This is a genomic window from Amycolatopsis rifamycinica (assembly GCF_000695625.1).
In the GTDB taxonomy this organism is placed as follows: domain Bacteria; phylum Actinomycetota; class Actinomycetes; order Mycobacteriales; family Pseudonocardiaceae; genus Amycolatopsis; species Amycolatopsis rifamycinica.
The window spans coordinates 46720-62224 of record NZ_JMQI01000083.1 but is presented as its reverse complement, the minus strand read 5'-3'; the positions used below and the strand labels follow the sequence as shown (position 1 = coordinate 62224).

Below are 15505 nucleotides of genomic sequence, written 5' to 3'. Positions count from 1 at the left end.
ACCCGGAGCGAAGACTCCGGAAGGGCACTTTCACGTGAAAGTGCCCTCCGCGGGGGGTCAGGCGGTGGATTCGCGGGCCGCGCGGGCCCGGCGTTTGCCCTCGTGCATCGCCGCCACGCGGGCGATCGGGATCGTGTGGCCCTCCTCGACCAGGTCCGCCGGCAGCACGAACGGCTCGGGCATCTCCTCGGTCCAGGGGTCGCCGGCGTCCAGCAGGCCCGGGACCGTGTGCACGGTGAAGTCGGCCGGCTTGACGCCGTCGAGGTCGGCCCAGCGGACCGGGAACGACACCGGTGCGCCCGGGCGGTGGCGCGGGCTGTAGACCGAGACGACCGTTCCGCCGCCCGCCCGCGTCGAATCCAGGAACACCTTGCCTTCACGGCGTTCCAGCACGAACTCCGTCGTGCCCAGTGCCGGGTCGATCCGCTCGGCCCGGACCGCCACCGCGCGGGTCGCCGCCGCGACGTCCTCCGCCGACTGCCCCGGCGCGAGCGGCACGAAGACGTGGACGCCCTTGGAGCCGCTGGTCTTCACCGCGCCGTCGAGGCCGTCCTTGCGCAGCGCCTCCCGCACCAGCTTCGCGGCGCCCACGGCCAGCGAGAACGGGGCGTCCGGCGGCGGGTCGAGGTCGAGGATCAGGTGCGTCGCCCCGTTCGCGGGCTCGCCGCGGAACAACGTCGTGTGGTACTCGATCGCGCGCTGGTTGCCGAACCACAGCAGCGTGCGCAGGTCGTTGCAGAGCGCGTAGACGACCTCGCGCCGCGACCGGTCGGCCCACAACGCCCGGCGCTCCACCCACTCGGGCGTGTACTTCGGCAGGTTCTTCTGCATGAACGGCCCCTGGCCGCGCAGCACCCGCACGACGCTCAGCAGCCGGTCGTGCAGCTCCGGCAGCATCCGGCCGGACACCGCTTCGAGGTAGTCGATCAGCTCACCCTTGGTGACTCCCGCGTCCGGGAAGACCTCCTGGTCGAGACTGCTCAGCTTGACGCCGTGCCGGATCTCATCGCCACTCATGGGCCCACCCTCGCGTCCCCGCGCGAGGCGGTCAACTCCCAACGAGCGGACCTCCGGTACGCGGCCGGCCGGCCCATCAGGAGTCGTAAGCCGCCCGGGCGAAGGCGATCAACGCCCGCGCGGCCGGGCTCAACGGCCCCTCCGTCCGCCACGCGAGCGCCAGCACGCCGCGCAACCCGGACCCGCGAAGCCCGATGACGGACAGCTCCGCCTGGTGGTACCGGCCAAGCGACTCCGGCACGATCGCCACCCCGAGTCCCCGCTTCGCCAGCTGCACCAGCATGTTCGGGTCGGCCGCCTCGAACGCGATCCGCGGCGTCAGCCCCTCCCTGGCGAACGCCGCGTCCAGCGCGGTGCGCAGGCCCGTTCCCTTCGGCAGCGCCATCAGCGGCAGGCCGTCGAGCTCGGGGATCTCGACCTCGGCCCGGCCGGCCAGTGGATCGGACGGCGCGGCGACGGCCAGGAACGGCTCGTCGAGCAGCACCTGGAGCCCGATGCCGGGTGGCGGGGCCGTCGAGAGACCGACGACGGCGAGGTCGAGCCGTCCCTCGCGCAGCGCCGCGAGCATCGTGTCGGAGTCGGCCTCCGACAGCGTGATCTCCACCGCCGGGTACCGCTCGTGGAACCCCGCCAGCAGGTCGGGCAGCCCGACCGGGCCCACCGAGGTCACCACGCCGATCGCGACCTGTCCGCGGACCAGCCCGGCGAGCTCCTCGACGGCTTCGCGCACCCCCTGCACCGCCGCGAGCGCGGCCCGGGCGTGCGGGAGGGCCGCGGCGCCGACGTCGGTGAGCCGGACCGTCCGGCCGGAGCGGTCCAGCAGCTCCTGCCCCAGCTCCCGTTCCAGCCGTTTGACCTGCGCACTCACCCCGGGCTGGGCGACGTGCAGCCGCTCCGCCGCGCGCGTGAAGTTACCTTCCTCCGCGACGGCGACGAAGTACGTGAGCTGGTGCAATTCCATAAGCACTGATTCTAGTCAGCAGAAAAATCAGATCTTGGACTTCTGGTCAGCTCCGCTCGAAGCTGGAGGCATGAACCTCCTCCACCCCGGCCAGGACGGGTACGCCGAAGAAATCACCGGATTTCAGACGTCGGTGCCGACCGCCCCCGCGGTTGTCGTCGCCGCCGAAAGCGCCGAAGACGTCGCCGTCGCCGTGCGTTACGCGGCCGAGCACGGGTTGCCGGTCGCGGTCCAGGCCACCGGGCACGGCCTGACCGCCGGCACCGACGGCGTCCTGATCAGCACCCGCCGGATGACCGGCGTCGAGATCGACCCCGGGGCCCGCACCGCTCGCGTCGGGGCGGGCGTCCGCTGGGAAGCGGTGATCGAAGCCGCCGGGAAGCACGGCCTGGCGCCGCTCAGCGGCTCGTCCCCGGACGTCGGCGTCGTCGGCTACACGCTCAGCGGCGGCTTCGGGCTGATGGCCCGCCGGTACGGTCGCGCCGCCGACCACGTCCGCGCCCTCGACGTGGTGACCGCCGACGGCGAGCTCCGGCGCGTCGAGCCGGGCACGGACCTGTTCTGGGCGCTGCGCGGCGGCCGGGACGGCTTTGGCGTGGTGACGGCGATCGAATTCGGCCTCCTGCCGGTCCGCGACCTCTACGGCGGCAGCCTCACGTTCGACAGCGCCGACGTGCCCGCCGTGCTGCGGGCCTGGCGGACGTGGTCGGCGGCCGCGCCGGACACGCTGACGACGTCCGTGGCCATGATCCGGTACCCCGACCTGCCGATGGTGCCCGAGCCCGTGCGCGGCCGGCACGTCGCCCAGGTCCGGATCGCCTTCCTCGGCGAGAACGGCGACGACCTCGTCGCGCCGCTGCGGGCGGTCGCCCCGGCACTGGCGGACACGCTGCGGCCGATGCCGTTCACCGAGTCCGGGTCGATCGCGGCCGAGCCGCGGCAGCCGCACGGCTACCACGGCACCAACGCGACGGTCTCCCAGCTGAACGACGCCATGCTCGACGCGATCGTCGAGCACGCCGGCCCGGGCGCGGCCGCGCCACCCGTGCTCATCATCGACCGGCTGGGCGGCGCGCTCGCCCGGACGCCGGAGACACCGGGCGTGGGCTGGGACTCCGCCGCCGAGTTCGCCGTCCGGGCGCTGTCGGTGGTCGGCGACGACGGCGTCGCGGCGATCCGGCGAGCGCACGCGAAGCTGTTCGACGCGCTGGCGCCGTGGGCCACCGGACGGCTGCTGCCGTTCGTCTACGGCGAGCACGCGCCGGAGGAGGTGGCGGAGAGCGTCTTTCCGGCCGCCGACCTGCGGCGGCTTCGGGAGCTGAAGCGCCGGTACGACGCCGGGAACGTCTTCCGGGCGGGGTGAGGCGCCGGATTGGCCCGGATTCGCGGGCCATATACTCGGCCGGCCTGATCACACCGTTAGGGGAACCGTCTTGCGCACGATGAGCCACGAGGACTACCTCGGCATGCGGCGGTTCCCGGGGCTCGACGGCCTGCGCGCGCTCGCCGCGACGATGGTCATCTTCTTCCACTTCGGCGGGCCGAACTGGACGTGGCTGTCGGGCTGGGTCGGCGTCTACCTCTTCTTCGTGCTGTCCGGGTTCCTGATCACGACGCTGCTGCTGCGCGAGCAGGACCGCACCCACCGGATTTCCCTGTCGAACTTCTACATCCGGCGCGTGTTCCGGATCCTGCCGCCGTACCTGGTGATCCTCGGCGGGATCGTCGCCTTCGTGATCCTGCGCGGCGAGTTCTACTCGCGCGACTTCCCGCAGGCGCTGAAGTACTACCTGACGTTCCTCAACGAGTTCCTGCCGGCGGCCACCACCGGCACGGACAACTTCTTCAGCGGCTCCTGGACGCTCGGGATCGAGGAGAAGTTCTACCTGGTCTGGCCGTTCCTGCTGGTCGCGATCGGGATCGGGGCGGCGAAGCGGAAGTTCCTGCTGGTCGGCGCGGCGATGGTGGCCCTGCTGGCGCTGGTCCCGCTGACCACCGGCGGCTGGGTGCTGGAGTACTCGCAGACGGCGATCTACCGCTCGACGATCCACTACTTCATCCTGGCGGGCGGCTGCCTGCTGGCCATCCTGCTGCACTACCGCCGTGGGTACACGCTGCTCAAGCCGCTGACGCACCCGCTGGCGGCGATCCCGATCGTCGCGGCGTTCGCGCTGCTGCACACGAACTTCGACGACCTCTGGCACGAGACGCGCAACAACCTGTGGCTGCTGGTGGCGTACGCGGCGCTGACGATGTTGCTGCTGATCGTGCTGGTCAGCCCGGGCCCGCTGCGCTGGCTGCTCAGCACGGCCCCGATGCGGTTCGTGGGCGAGCGCTCGTACTCGCTGTACCTGCTGCAGGGACCGGTGCACTTCGTCGTCGTCCAGGCCGTGCCCGGGCTGGGGCAGCACCGGACGGTGTCGGCGCTGACGGTGTTCCTGGTCGGCCTGGCGATCGCGGACCTGATCCACCGCTGGGTCGAGAAGCCGCTGATCGACGTGGGCAAGGGGCTGATCGCCCGCAAGGAAGCCCGGCGCGCGGAGCGTCAGGAAGCGGAGCGCCCCGCCGAGACGCGCGCCGAGCCCGCGCCGGTCGCTTCCTAGGAGCTGTCCTGTAAGTCATCGGAGCCAGAGGACGATCGCGGCGATGGTGAGTTCGGCCTGGTAGTAGGCGGCGCGTTTGGCGTAGCGGGTGGCCAGGTCGCGGAACTGTTTGAGCCGGTTGAAGCACCGTTCGACCACGTTGCGCTGCTTGTAGACCTCGGGATCGAAGGCCGGTGGTCGCCCGCCTCGGGATCCTTTGGCCGTGCGGCGGGCGATCTGGTCCTCGCGCTCCGGGCTGACAAACCTGATCCGCCAGGCCCGCATCGCCTCCCGGGTCGAGGGATGCGAATACGCCTTGTCCGCGATCACTGTCTCCGGCCGGCAACGGGGCCGGCCGGGTCCGATCCGGTCGACGCTGATGCCGTCCAGCAGCGGCAGCAGCTGCGGGTTGTCGCCAGCTTGGCCGGGTGTGAGCAGGAACCGCATCGGCAGGCCCCGTCCGTCGACGGCGAGGTGGATCTTGGTGCTCAGTCCGCCGCGGGACCGGCCGAGCCCTTCTCCGTCGAAGGCGAGGCCTTCGAACTCGCCTGCGCATCCCCCTTTTCCGAGCGCCAGCGGGATGCTGGTGCGCTCGGACCACGCTGGAGTCGACCGAGATGATCCACTCGAGGTCGCCGACAGCGTCGTCTTTGACGATCACCCGGTCGAGGATCCGATCCCAGGTGCCGTCCTTGGTCCACAGCCGCAGTCGTTCATGCGCTGTTTTCCATGGTCCGTAGCGGTCGGGCAGGTCACGCCAGGGGCGCCGGTGCGCAGTTTCCACAGGATTGCGTTGATCACCTGGCGGTGATCCCGCCATCTCCTCCCGCCGCCTTGCTGCGGCGGCAGCAACGGCTCGATCACCGCCCAGGCCTTGTCCGTCAGCTCACCGCGACCAACCACCGGACACGACTATCAGAGGTCCAGCTCCACCACTTACAGGACACGCTCTAGCCGCGACGGCTTGGGCGCCGACGCGGGTCCTTGCGCAAGACGCCCGAACACGAAGACCTCCGCGGCGACCGGTGCCGGCGTCAGCCACCAGCACCGTCCACGGAGGTCTTCGCCGAGCCCGCGCCGGTCGCTTCCTAGCGCTCCAGGACCACGATCGGGATGACCCGGTCGGTCTTCTTCTCGTAGTCGGCGAAGCCTTCGGCGTGCGCCACCATGCCCGCGTACAGGCGGTCGCGCTCGGCGCGGTCGGCGATCACGGTGGCCGTGGCCTCGAACTTCTCCGTGCCGACCTCGACCGTCACCTTCGGGTTGGCCACCAGGTTGTGGTACCAGGCCGGGTTCTTCGGCGCGCCGCCCATGGACGCGGCGATGACGTAGCGGTCGCCGTCCGTGGTGTAGACGAGCGGGGACAGGCGCTCTTCGCCGCTCTTCGCGCCGATGGTGGTGAGCAGGAGCACGTTCTTGCCCGCGAACATGCCGCCGACCTTGCCCCCGTTGGCCCGGAACTCGTCGACGACCTGCTTGTTGAAGTCGTTCATCTCCGCTGGCGTGGTCATGGGATCCCCTTGTTTCCGGCCGGTACGCTCGAGCGAGCGCGAGGTAGGCTCGTAAGTGTTTGCTTTGCAAACAAAGTTACCGACGGGAGGTGAGCGGTGTCAACGGAGCCGGGACCGAGTGTCGAGGACGGCGTGCGGCAGCTCCTGCTGCTCATGCCGCGCCTGGTCGGCCGGGCGAAGCGCACCCCGGTGCCGGCGGAGCTGGACGGCTGCGCGCTGGCGCCCAGGCACCTCTCGCTGCTGTCGTACCTGCTCTTCGACGGCCCGATGACGGTCACCGAGCTGGCGACCCGCCTGCAGGTGGCCCCGACGACGGCGAGCCTGATGGTCGGCGACCTCAGCCGCCAAGGCGTGCTCAACCGCGACGAGGACCCGACCGACCGCCGCCGCACGATCGTCAGCATCACCGAGGACAAGCGCCCGGCGGTCGACGCCTGGCTCGCCCGCGGCGCGAAGGCCTGGAGCGACGCCCTGACCCCGCTGACCCCCGCCGAACGGCAGCTGGTGATCGCGACGCTGGAAGCCTACGAACGCGGCACCTGCGACGGGCCTGCCTGCTAGGCGTCGCCGCGCTTTTCGCGGGCCAGCTTGCGCTGGGCTTCCGCGCGTTCCCGGCACTTGCGGAGGAATTCCTCGTCGTCTTCCGGGCTCGTCGCCGCGAACCGGCCCGGGCGGTCGTACTCCGGGAACGCCGGCGCGTGCCGCTCGTACGGGCCGCGCGCCCGCGTCACCTGCTGCGGACGCCCCGCCACCAGCCAGATGATCGAGCCGACCAGCGGGACCACCAGCACGAGCAGCAGCCACAGGCCCTTCGGCAGGTTGCGGCACGACGATTCGTCCGTCGTGATCACGTCGACCAGGCAGAAGATCCACAACCCAAGCGTGACGATGCCGAGCAGGCCGTCGAAGTACAGCAATTCCCCGCCTTCCCCCAAGAAACGAACGCGGTAAGTCTTAGCAGAGCCCGCGGGCGGTTCCGCCGCGGGTCACCCGCAGCTTCGCGGGCATCCGGAGATTCGGCGACGAAACCCACGTCACTTCCCCTTCTGTCAGGCGGAAACCCCGCAATGCCCCGAGAACGCCGGCCGCGAGGGCGCGCGCGTGCCGCGACCCCGGGCACGCGCGCGGTCCGGCCCCGAACGGCGTCCCGGCGAGGGACACCGTGACGTCTTCGCCGTCGATCCGGCGGCGGGTGGCGAGCACCGGCTGCTCGGCGGGTTTTCCGGTCAGAGCCGCGAAAAGCTCGTTGCCGATGAGGCCCGCCGTGGCGTCGCAGGCTTGGACGAGCAGGCCGATCCGCGCCGCCGCGAGCTCGGCCGGCCCGCCGCAAGCCGCGATCAGCCGCGTCAACGCCGCTTCGGCGGCCGGGTCCGGCTCCACGTGCGGGTGGTACGCGGCCGCGACCGGGACGACGTCGGCCGAGACGTCCGGCAGGCCCAGGGCCTCGGCGAGCACCCCGACCGGCACCGGCCGCGCGAGCTCGGCCATCACGTCGACGACGTCGAGGCCGGCCACGATCGCGTCGGTACGCGCGAAAGCCTTGTGCTGCAGCGAATCCGCGTCGACCGAAGCCAGCTCCTCCACGGCGAGCGCCCGCCGGCGGACGTGGTCCGGGCCGTTGCTGAAGCGGGCCACGGACGCCCGCAGCCACGCGATGCTCCCCGGCGGAACGTCGACGGGCACCGGCGGGACGGGAGCGGAAAGCGAGGTCATCCGGCGAACCTAGCCGCGGAAAACGTCGGCAACGGCCGAAGTTTTCACAGGACCGAAGACATCGGGAACCACGTCGCCTGCGGCCCGCCGCACCGTGTCGCCCGGGGGACGTCGTGCTGAAACCACCACGCCTCGGTGACGCGGCCGTCCGGCAGCCGGTACGTCGGCGGGCCGGCGACGCGGACGAGCCCGGCGGCCTGCAGCGACCGCGCGCTGGCGACGTTGCCGACCTCCGCGCCGGCCCGCACCCGCGCCAGGCCGAGGTGGTCGTGCGCCAGCGTCAGCCCGGCCGCGAAGAGCACCCGCCCGTGGCCGCGGCCGCGGTAGTCCGGCGCGAGGTAGCCGCCGGTCTCCGGGCCACCGTCCTCGCCGGTGTGCACGCTCACCAGGCCCACGCAGCGGTTGGCCTCGACGTCGATCATCACCAGGTCGACGGACTGCGGATCGGGTGACGCCCAGTCCGGCCCGGTGCCGGGCACGACCCGCAGCGCGTCGGCCCGCGCCGGCTCGGCGACGATCGAGTCGCGCTGCCAGCCGAGCCACCGCTGCGCGGCCGGGTCGCTGCCGCCGGCCACCGCGGCGGCGTACTCCCACGCGGTCGGGGTGCGGAAGAGGAAGCGGCCGCTGCGCAGCACGTGGCCCTGCCGGTCGCAGGTCCGCTTGGTCATCAGACGCCCGCGGCGGGTGAGCCGGTCGAAGATCCCCTTGGTGGCTGGCAGCATCGCGGCGAAATCGTAGCGGAGCGAACCGGGCGGGAGTTGCTATCGTGGCGCGATGACGGCCGTACCCGAGGCAACCGAACTGGACGGCTCCGGCCGGTCCGCCCAGCCTCGCCAGCTCATCGTGACGGTGTACGGCCTCTACTCGCGCACCGAGGGCGGCTGGCTTTCGGTCGCCTCGCTGATCGACCTGCTCGCCGCCGTCGGCGTCGACGAGCCCGCGGTGCGCTCGTCGATCTCCCGGCTGAAGCGCCGCGGGATCCTCGAAGCGGTGCGCCGCGGCGCGACGGCCGGCTACGAGCTGTCGGACGAAGCCCGCGAGATCCTGCGCGAGGGCGACGAGCGGATCTTCCGCCGCGGCCGCGCGACCCCGGCCGACGGCTGGCTGCTCGCGGTGTTTTCGGTGCCGGAGACCGAGCGCCACAAGCGCCACCTCCTGCGCACGCAGCTGTCCCGGATGGGCTTCGGCACCGCCGCTTCCGGCGTCTGGATCGCCCCGGCCCACCTGCACGCGGCGACCGAGGAAGCGCTCACCCGGCTCGGCCTGGCCGGGTACGCCGACCTGTTCCGCGCCGAGCACCTGGCCTTCGGCGACGTCGCGGCGAAGATCCGCGAGTGGTGGGACCTCGACCGCCTCGACGAGCTGTACACGACGTTCCTCGAGGAGCACGGCCCCGCGCTGCACCGCAAGTCCGTGACGGACGAGCAGGCCTTCGCCGACTACGTCCGCGTGCTGACCGGCTGGCGGCGGATGCCCTACCTCGACCCGGGCCTGCCCGCGGAGTTCCTGCCCGCCGGCTGGTCCGGCATCCGCGCGGCCGAGCTGTTCTTCGAACTGCACGCACAGCTGGAGACGCCGGCCCGCGCGTACGTGGCGAAGGCGATCAACCTCGGCTGAGCACCGCGAAGCCCTGGACCTCGACCAGGGCCTCTTCGTCCCACAGCCGGGAGACGCCGATGCCCGCCATGGCCGGGTACTCCGTGCCCGCGAGCCGCCGCCAGACCGCGCCGATCTCGCGCGCGTGGGCGCGATAATCCGCCATGTCGACGATGTAGATCGTCACGCTGCACAGATCCGACGGGGTCCCGCCGGCCGCGCGCAGCGACGCCAGCAGGTTGCCGAGCGCTCGCTCGAACTGCTCGACGACACCGTCGCCGACGATCCGGTTCGACGCGTCCAGCGCGGTCTGCCCGGCGAGGAAGACGACCCGCCCCTCGGCCACCACCGCGTGCGAGAACCCGGACGGCTTGCCCAGCTCCGGCGGGTTGATGCGTTCCATGCCGGACACCGTACGCCATCTTTCGCGTTATTGACGGTCGTAGTCACCACGACATACCCTGGACGGCGTGCGAATCGCGGTCATCGGTGGCGGCCCGGCGGGTCTGTACTTCGCCGCGCTCGCGAAGCAGCTCGGCCCCGGCCACGAAATCACCGTCTGGGAGCGCAACGCGCCGGACGACACGTTCGGCTTCGGCGTGGTGTTCTCCGACGAGACGCTCGGCGGCATCGAACACGCCGACGCGGCGGTGCACGAGGCCATGAAGGCCGAATTCGCCCGCTGGGACGACATCGACGTGCACTACCGCGGCACGGTCACCACCTCGGGCGGCCACGGCTTCGCCGCGATGAGCCGCAAGCGCCTGCTCGGCATCCTCCAGAGCCGCTGCGGCGAACTCGGCGTCGGCCTGCACTTCCGCGAGGAGGCACCGGCCGATCTGAGCGGCTACGACCTGGTCGTCGCGGCCGACGGCGTCAACTCGGCGATCCGGAACCGGTACGCCGGAACGTTCCGGCCGAGCGTCGAAACCCGCCGGTGCCGCTACATCTGGCTGGGCACGGACCTGGTGTTCGACGCCTTCAAGTTCTACGTCCTCGAGACGCCGGCCGGGATCATGCAGATCCACGGCTACCCGTACGGCCGCGACGGCAGCACGTTCATCCTCGAGGTGCAGGAGGATGTCTGGCAGCGGACGTTCGGGCCGATCGCGGCGACGTCGCTGCCGCCCGGCGAGAGCGACGAGAAATCGATCGCGCTGATCCGCGAGCTGTGCGCCGACGTCCTCGGCGGGCACCGGATCATGGCGAACAACTCGAAGTGGGTCTCGTTCGGCACGGTCCGCTGCGAAACGTGGGTGCACGAGAACGTCGTCCTGCTCGGCGACGCGGCGCACACCGCGCACTTCTCGATCGGCTCCGGCACCAAGCTGGCGATGGAGGACGCGCTCGCGCTGGCCGCGTGCCTGCACGAGAACGACGGTGTCACCGAGGCGCTCAAGGCCTACGAGCTGGAACGGCGGCCGGTCGTCACGTCGACGCAGCGGGCCGCGCAGGCCAGCCTGGAGTGGTTCGAAAACATCGCGCAGTACGCCCACCAGGAGCCGCCGCAGTTCGCGTTCAACATCCTCACGCGCAGCCGCCGCGTCACCTACGACAACCTGCGCCTGCGCGATCCGGAGTTCGCGGCCGAGCTCGACCACTGGTTCGCCCGCAAGCTCGGGACGACGTCGCGGCCGCCGATGTTCCAGCCGTTCAAGCTCGGCGAACTGGAGCTGCCGAACCGGATCATCGTGTCCCCGATGGACATGTACTCCGCCGTGGACGGTGTGCCGGGCGACTTCCACCTCGTCCACCTCGGCAGCAAGGCCCTCGGTGGTGCCGGGCTGGTGATGACGGAAATGGTCTGCGTGTCCCCCGAAGGCCGGATCACGCCCGGCTGCGGCGGGTTGTACACGCCGGAACAGGAAACCGCGTGGAAGCGGGTCGTCGACTTCGTCCATGAGCGGACGCCCGCCCGGATCGGCGTCCAACTGGGACACTCCGGGCGCAAGGGTTCGACGAAACTCATGTGGGACGGCATCGACGAGCCGCTCCCGTCCGGGAACTGGGAGGTCTGCGCCCCCTCGGCGCTGCCGTACTCGGAACGCAACCAGGTCCCGCGTGAACTGTCCACATGGGAGCTTTCAGAGATTCGCGACCAGTTCGTCGCGTGCGCCGAAGCCGCCGCCCGCGCCGGGTTCGACGTCCTCGAGCTGCACTGCGCGCACGGCTACCTGCTGTCGTCGTTCCTCTCGCCGCTGACCAACCGGCGGACCGATGCCTACGGCGGCTCGCTCGAAAACCGGCTGCGGTTCCCGCTGGAGGTCTTCGACGCGGTCCGGGCCGCTTGGCCCGCTTTCCGGCCCATGACGGTCCGGATTTCGGCGACGGACTGGTGCGAGGGCGGTGTCGACGCCGACGACGCCGTCGAGATCGCCCGCGCCTTCGCCGCCCACGGCGCCGCGGGCATCGACGTCTCGACCGGCCAAGTCGTCAGCGAGGAACGCCCGCAGTACGGCCGCAGCTACCAGACACCCTACGCCGACCGCATCCGCAACGAAATCGGCGAGGAGTACGGGACCGCGGTGATCGCGGTCGGCGCGATCTCCTCCTACGACGACGTCAACTCGCTGATCCTGGCCGGACGCGCGGATCTGTGCGCACTGGGCCGCACCCACCTCTACGATCCACAGTGGACGTTGCACGCGGCGGCCGAGCAGGAGTATCCGATGCCGTGGCCGAAGCCGTTCGCCGCGGGCAGCCGCAAGCCGCAGACGGGCCGCTCGGACGGTCCGGAGCCGCGTCTCGACCTCGTCCGGTCCGGTCCCACCGGCACCGCCCACGCCCGCTGGCGACCGGGAGCGCCGTCATGACTTTCACGTTGAATCCCGCTCAGCAGGCCTTCGCCGCCGAAGTGCGGCGACTGGCGGCCGAGCACCTGCTCCCCCTCGCCGAGTCCGGGGTGGAGGGTGCGGTGAACCGCCCGCTGCTCAAGGAGATGGGCGCGCTCGGCCTGCTCGCGCGGCTCTTCCCCGGCGTCGCCTCGGGCACGCCGTCGAGGCAGGCGGCCGCGACGGACCTGTGCATCCTGCGCGAGAACCTCGCCACGGTGAGCACGGAGGCCGAGACGGCGCTGGCGTTGCAGGGCCTGGGAAGTTACCCGGTGCTCCAGTCCGGAAGGGACGAGCAGGTCGCGAAGTGGCTGCCCGCGGTGGCGGCCGGCGACGCGGTGGCGGCGTTCGCGCTGACGGAACCGGACGCGGGCTCGGACGCGGCCGCGCTGTCCCTGGCGGCCGAACCCGACGGCGACGGCTGGCGCCTGACGGGCACGAAGATGTGGATCTCCAACGCGCCGGAAGCCGACTTCTACACGGTGTTCGCACGCACGACACCGGACGCGGGCGCACGCGGGGTGAGCGCGTTCGTCGTCCCCGCCGACCGGCCGGGGCTCGGCGGGGAGCACCTGGACCTGGTCAGCCCGCACCCGATCGGCACGGTGACGTTCGACGGCGTCGAGGTCCGGCGCGAGGAGCTGCTCGGCGAGGAGAACCGCGGCTTCGCGGTGGCGATGCGCACGCTCGACCTGTTCCGCCCGAGCGTCGGCGCGTTCGCCGTCGGCATGGCCCAGGCGGCGCTGGACGCGACGGTGTCCTACACCGGTTCGCGTGAGGCGTTCGGCGGGCCGCTGATCAAGCAGCAGGCGGTGGCCCACACGCTGGCCGAGATGGCCACCCGCACGGAAGCGGCCCGGCTCCTGGTCTACGCGGCGGCGGGCGCGTACGACGCGGGCGAAGAGAACCTCGGCGGCCGCGCGGCGATGGCGAAGCTGTTCGCGACCGAGGCGGCGCAGTTCGTCGTCGACTCGGCGGTCCAGCTGCACGGCGCCCGCGCCCTGCGGCGCGGGCACCTGCTGGAGCACCTGTACCGGGAGGTCCGCGCGCCCCGGATCTACGAAGGCGCGTCGGAAATCCAGCGGACGATCATCGCGCGCTGGCTGGTTTCGGCTTCCGGTCGAGCCACCACTGGCTGAGCAGCAGCAGGGTGAGCACGCTCATCGTGCCCGCCAACGTGGACGCCGCTTGGATGAGCGCGCCCTGCTCCGGGTACCACGGGCCGAGGCCCAGGAACGCGAACGGCGCGTAGACCCGGCTGAGCAGGGTGTTCATCGTCATCGCGAAGCTGCGGACCATCCACTTCCGGTGGTCGGCGAACCGGCGCGCCCGGACCGCGCGCCAGCCCGCGATCGTGAAGCCGAGCCACAACAGCGCGGCGGCGACGTTGAGCGCGCCGGCGGCGGGACCGAACGGGCTGAACAAACCGATGGTCAGCGCCATCAGCGCCGACGGAATCGCCCCGCCGAAGTCGTAGACACGGCCGATCCTGCGGTGCACCACCGGGTGCGTCCGCCGCAGCCACGGCCAGACCTGCAGGATGACCCCGACGATGGCGACGCTGCCGAAGAGGATGTGCCCGACGAGGAACCAGTAGTGCGCGGCAAAGCCGGTGGGCGCGGGAACGCGCGACCGCGCCGGGTCGAAAGTGAGGTAGGGCGGCAGAGAGTACGCGAGGAACGCGGCGACGAGCAGCGCGAGCGGCACCACCCAGGGCCGCCGCCACCACCGCGGTCCGGCCGGGGCGGGCGCGGGTCTGAACTCGGTCCGGACGGTCATGACTCCCCCTTCGTCGGCTGCTTTCCGACGCTAGGGAACGCTCCGGGGAGGAGCCATGGGGTGGGCCACCACTACCCTGGTGGGGCCCACCCCACCGCCGTTCAGCTGCCCCGCACCCGCCGGACGGTGTCCCGGTAGAAGTACCCGCTCTGCTTGATCGTCCGCTCCTGCGTCTCGTAGTCCACCCGGATCAGCCCGAACCGCTTCGCGTACCCGTACGCCCACTCGAAGTTGTCCAAAAGGGACCAGGCGAAGTACCCCCGCACGTCCACCCCGGCCTGGCGGGCCGCCGCCACCGCCGCGATGTGGGAAGCCAGGTACGCCGTCCGGCCGTCGTCGCGGACGTAGCCCGTCGAGTCCGGGTCGTCGTCGAACGCCGAGCCGTTCTCCGTGATGTACATCGGCAAGCCCGGGTAGTCGCGGCCCAGGCGCGTCAGGAGCTCGGTGAACTTGCCCGGGAGGATCTCCCAGCCCATCGCCGTCGTCGGCTCGCCGAACGGGACCGCCCGGGAAGCCGGGGCTCCGTCCGCGTCCACCGGCGAGCCGTTCTCGTCCACGCCGGAGAACTGCTGGCCGAAGTAGTAGTTCACGCCCAGGAAGTCCAGCGGCGTCGAAGTCACCGACAGGTCGCCGTCCTGGATCGGGAGGCGCACTCCCCGCGAGGCCAGGTCCTCCACCACGTCCGCCGGGTACCGGCCGTGGACCAGCGGGTCCAGGTAGACGCGGACGCCGAGGCCGTCCGCCTGGCGGGCCGCGCGGACGTCCTCCGGCGAGTCCGTCGCCGGGTCGGCCGTGCACATGTTGAGCGTGATGCCGAACTGCGTGTCCGCCGGCGCGGCCTCGCGCATGCGCTGCACCGCGAGCCCGTGGCCGAGCAGCAGGTGGTGCACCGCGTGCAACCCCGCCGCGTAGTCACGACGGCCCGGCGCCATCACGCCGTGGACGTACCCGTGCATCGCCGAGCACCACGGCTCGTTCAGCGTCGTCCAGTGCCGCACGCGATCCTTCAGCCGGTCGAACACCAGCATCGCGTAGTCCGCGAACCGGTACGCCGTGTCGCGCGCCGGCCAGCCGCCCGCGTCCTCCAGCTCCTGGGGGAGGTCCCAGTGGTACAGCGTCAGCCACGGCGTGATGCCGCGGCTCAGCGTCTCGTCGACGAGCCGGTCGTAGAACCCGATGCCCGCCTCGTTGACGCCGCCGCGGCCGCGCGGCTGGACCCGGGGCCACGCCACCGAAAACCGGTAGGTGTCCGCCCCCAAGGAGCGCACCAGCTCGATGTCCGACGGCATCCGGTGGTAGTGGTCGCACGCCACGTCCCCGGTGTCGCCGTTGTCGATCGCCCACGGCTCCCGGCAGAAGGTGTCCCAAATGGACGGAGTACGGCCGTCCTCCGCGACCGCGCCTTCGATCTGGTACGCGGCGGTCGCCACGCCCCAGCGGAAGTCCGGCGGCAGGGTGTCGATCAGCGCCTGCTGCTCGGCGGTCGCGGCTGTGGTCTCGGTCAAGGCGGCTCTC

The 15505-nt window shown here is 71.6% G+C and carries 15 protein-coding genes and 1 pseudogene; 6 read left to right on the top strand and 10 right to left on the bottom strand.

Translation table 11 applies throughout. The features are described from left to right. Nucleotides 1–57 precede the first annotated feature (57 nt). Entirely contained in the window at nucleotides 58–1017 is a 960-nt protein-coding gene (locus DV20_RS41515; RefSeq protein ID WP_043789260.1) for a DNA polymerase domain-containing protein, read from the bottom strand. Nucleotides 1018–1093: 76 nt separating this feature from the next. Then, on the bottom strand, nucleotides 1094–1978 hold the full coding sequence (locus tag DV20_RS41510; RefSeq protein ID WP_043789258.1) for a LysR family transcriptional regulator: 885 nt from the start codon (nucleotides 1976–1978) through the stop codon (nucleotides 1094–1096). A gap of 70 nt (nucleotides 1979–2048) precedes the next feature. Between DV20_RS41510 and DV20_RS41505 the strand changes: the two genes are divergently transcribed. Together DV20_RS41505 and DV20_RS41500 are read left to right on the top strand one after the other, a co-directional pair. Beyond that, nucleotides 2049–3341 (top strand): FAD-binding oxidoreductase, encoded by a 1293-nt coding sequence (locus DV20_RS41505; protein ID WP_043789256.1) that lies wholly within the window; start codon nucleotides 2049–2051, stop codon nucleotides 3339–3341. A gap of 79 nt (nucleotides 3342–3420) precedes the next feature. Continuing rightward, nucleotides 3421–4581, top strand: coding sequence for an acyltransferase family protein (locus DV20_RS41500; RefSeq protein ID WP_200876617.1), 1161 nt, complete (start codon nucleotides 3421–3423; stop codon nucleotides 4579–4581). A gap of 15 nt (nucleotides 4582–4596) precedes the next feature. On the opposite strand, the pseudogene DV20_RS44600 reads toward DV20_RS41500, so the two are convergent. Beyond that, a pseudogene (locus DV20_RS44600) lies at nucleotides 4597–5463 on the bottom strand (IS5 family transposase). Nucleotides 5464–5648: 185 nt separating this feature from the next. Continuing rightward, nucleotides 5649–6071 carry a nitroreductase family deazaflavin-dependent oxidoreductase gene (locus tag DV20_RS41490; RefSeq protein WP_043789250.1) on the bottom strand — a complete coding sequence of 141 codons (423 nt, stop codon included), beginning with the start codon at nucleotides 6069–6071 and terminating at the stop codon, nucleotides 5649–5651. Between the two features lie 96 nt (nucleotides 6072–6167). On the opposite strand from DV20_RS41490, the gene DV20_RS41485 reads away from it, so the two are divergent. Then, complete coding sequence (locus tag DV20_RS41485) at nucleotides 6168–6632, top strand: MarR family winged helix-turn-helix transcriptional regulator (protein ID WP_043789248.1); 465 nt, start codon at nucleotides 6168–6170, stop codon at nucleotides 6630–6632. Here DV20_RS41485 and DV20_RS41480 read toward each other — a convergent pair. Genes DV20_RS41480 through DV20_RS41470 form a run of 3 tightly spaced genes read right to left on the bottom strand, consistent with a single transcriptional unit; the run spans nucleotide 6629 to nucleotide 8506 of the window. After that, on the bottom strand, nucleotides 6629–6988 hold the full coding sequence (locus DV20_RS41480; RefSeq protein WP_043789246.1) for a PLDc N-terminal domain-containing protein: 360 nt from the start codon (nucleotides 6986–6988) through the stop codon (nucleotides 6629–6631). The two genes, DV20_RS41485 and DV20_RS41480, sit on opposite strands and share 4 nt — an antisense overlap. A gap of 37 nt (nucleotides 6989–7025) precedes the next feature. Then, on the bottom strand, nucleotides 7026–7784 hold the full coding sequence (locus DV20_RS41475; RefSeq protein ID WP_235191156.1) for a cytochrome P450: 759 nt from the start codon (nucleotides 7782–7784) through the stop codon (nucleotides 7026–7028). Nucleotides 7785–7828: 44 nt separating this feature from the next. Next, complete coding sequence (locus tag DV20_RS41470) at nucleotides 7829–8506, bottom strand: GNAT family N-acetyltransferase (protein WP_043789244.1); 678 nt, start codon at nucleotides 8504–8506, stop codon at nucleotides 7829–7831. Nucleotides 8507–8558: 52 nt separating this feature from the next. On the opposite strand from DV20_RS41470, the gene DV20_RS41465 reads away from it, so the two are divergent. Beyond that, nucleotides 8559–9401 carry a PaaX family transcriptional regulator gene (locus DV20_RS41465; protein ID WP_043789242.1) on the top strand — a complete coding sequence of 281 codons (843 nt, stop codon included), beginning with the start codon at nucleotides 8559–8561 and terminating at the stop codon, nucleotides 9399–9401. Here the strand turns inward: DV20_RS41465 and DV20_RS41460 are convergent. Then, on the bottom strand, nucleotides 9388–9783 hold the full coding sequence (locus DV20_RS41460) for a RidA family protein (protein ID WP_043789240.1): 396 nt from the start codon (nucleotides 9781–9783) through the stop codon (nucleotides 9388–9390). The genes DV20_RS41465 and DV20_RS41460 overlap by 14 nt on opposite strands. A 67-nt stretch (nucleotides 9784–9850) precedes the next feature. Here DV20_RS41460 and DV20_RS41455 point away from each other — a divergent pair, with 67 nt between their 5' ends. Both DV20_RS41455 and DV20_RS41450 read left to right on the top strand, forming a co-directional pair. Next, entirely contained in the window at nucleotides 9851–12193 is a 2343-nt protein-coding gene (locus DV20_RS41455) for a bifunctional salicylyl-CoA 5-hydroxylase/oxidoreductase (RefSeq protein ID WP_043789238.1), read from the top strand. Then, a complete protein-coding gene (locus DV20_RS41450) occupies nucleotides 12190–13350 on the top strand; it encodes an acyl-CoA dehydrogenase family protein (RefSeq protein ID WP_043789236.1) in 1161 nt (386 codons plus the stop codon). The genes DV20_RS41455 and DV20_RS41450 overlap by 4 nt, the downstream gene beginning before the upstream one ends. Here the strand turns inward: DV20_RS41450 and DV20_RS41445 are convergent. Continuing rightward, a complete protein-coding gene (locus DV20_RS41445; RefSeq protein ID WP_043789472.1) occupies nucleotides 13301–13921 on the bottom strand; it encodes a DUF2306 domain-containing protein in 621 nt (206 codons plus the stop codon). The genes DV20_RS41450 and DV20_RS41445 overlap by 50 nt on opposite strands. A 170-nt stretch (nucleotides 13922–14091) precedes the next feature. Beyond that, entirely contained in the window at nucleotides 14092–15495 is a 1404-nt protein-coding gene (locus DV20_RS41440; protein WP_043789233.1) for a GH1 family beta-glucosidase, read from the bottom strand. Nucleotides 15496–15505 lie beyond the last annotated feature (10 nt).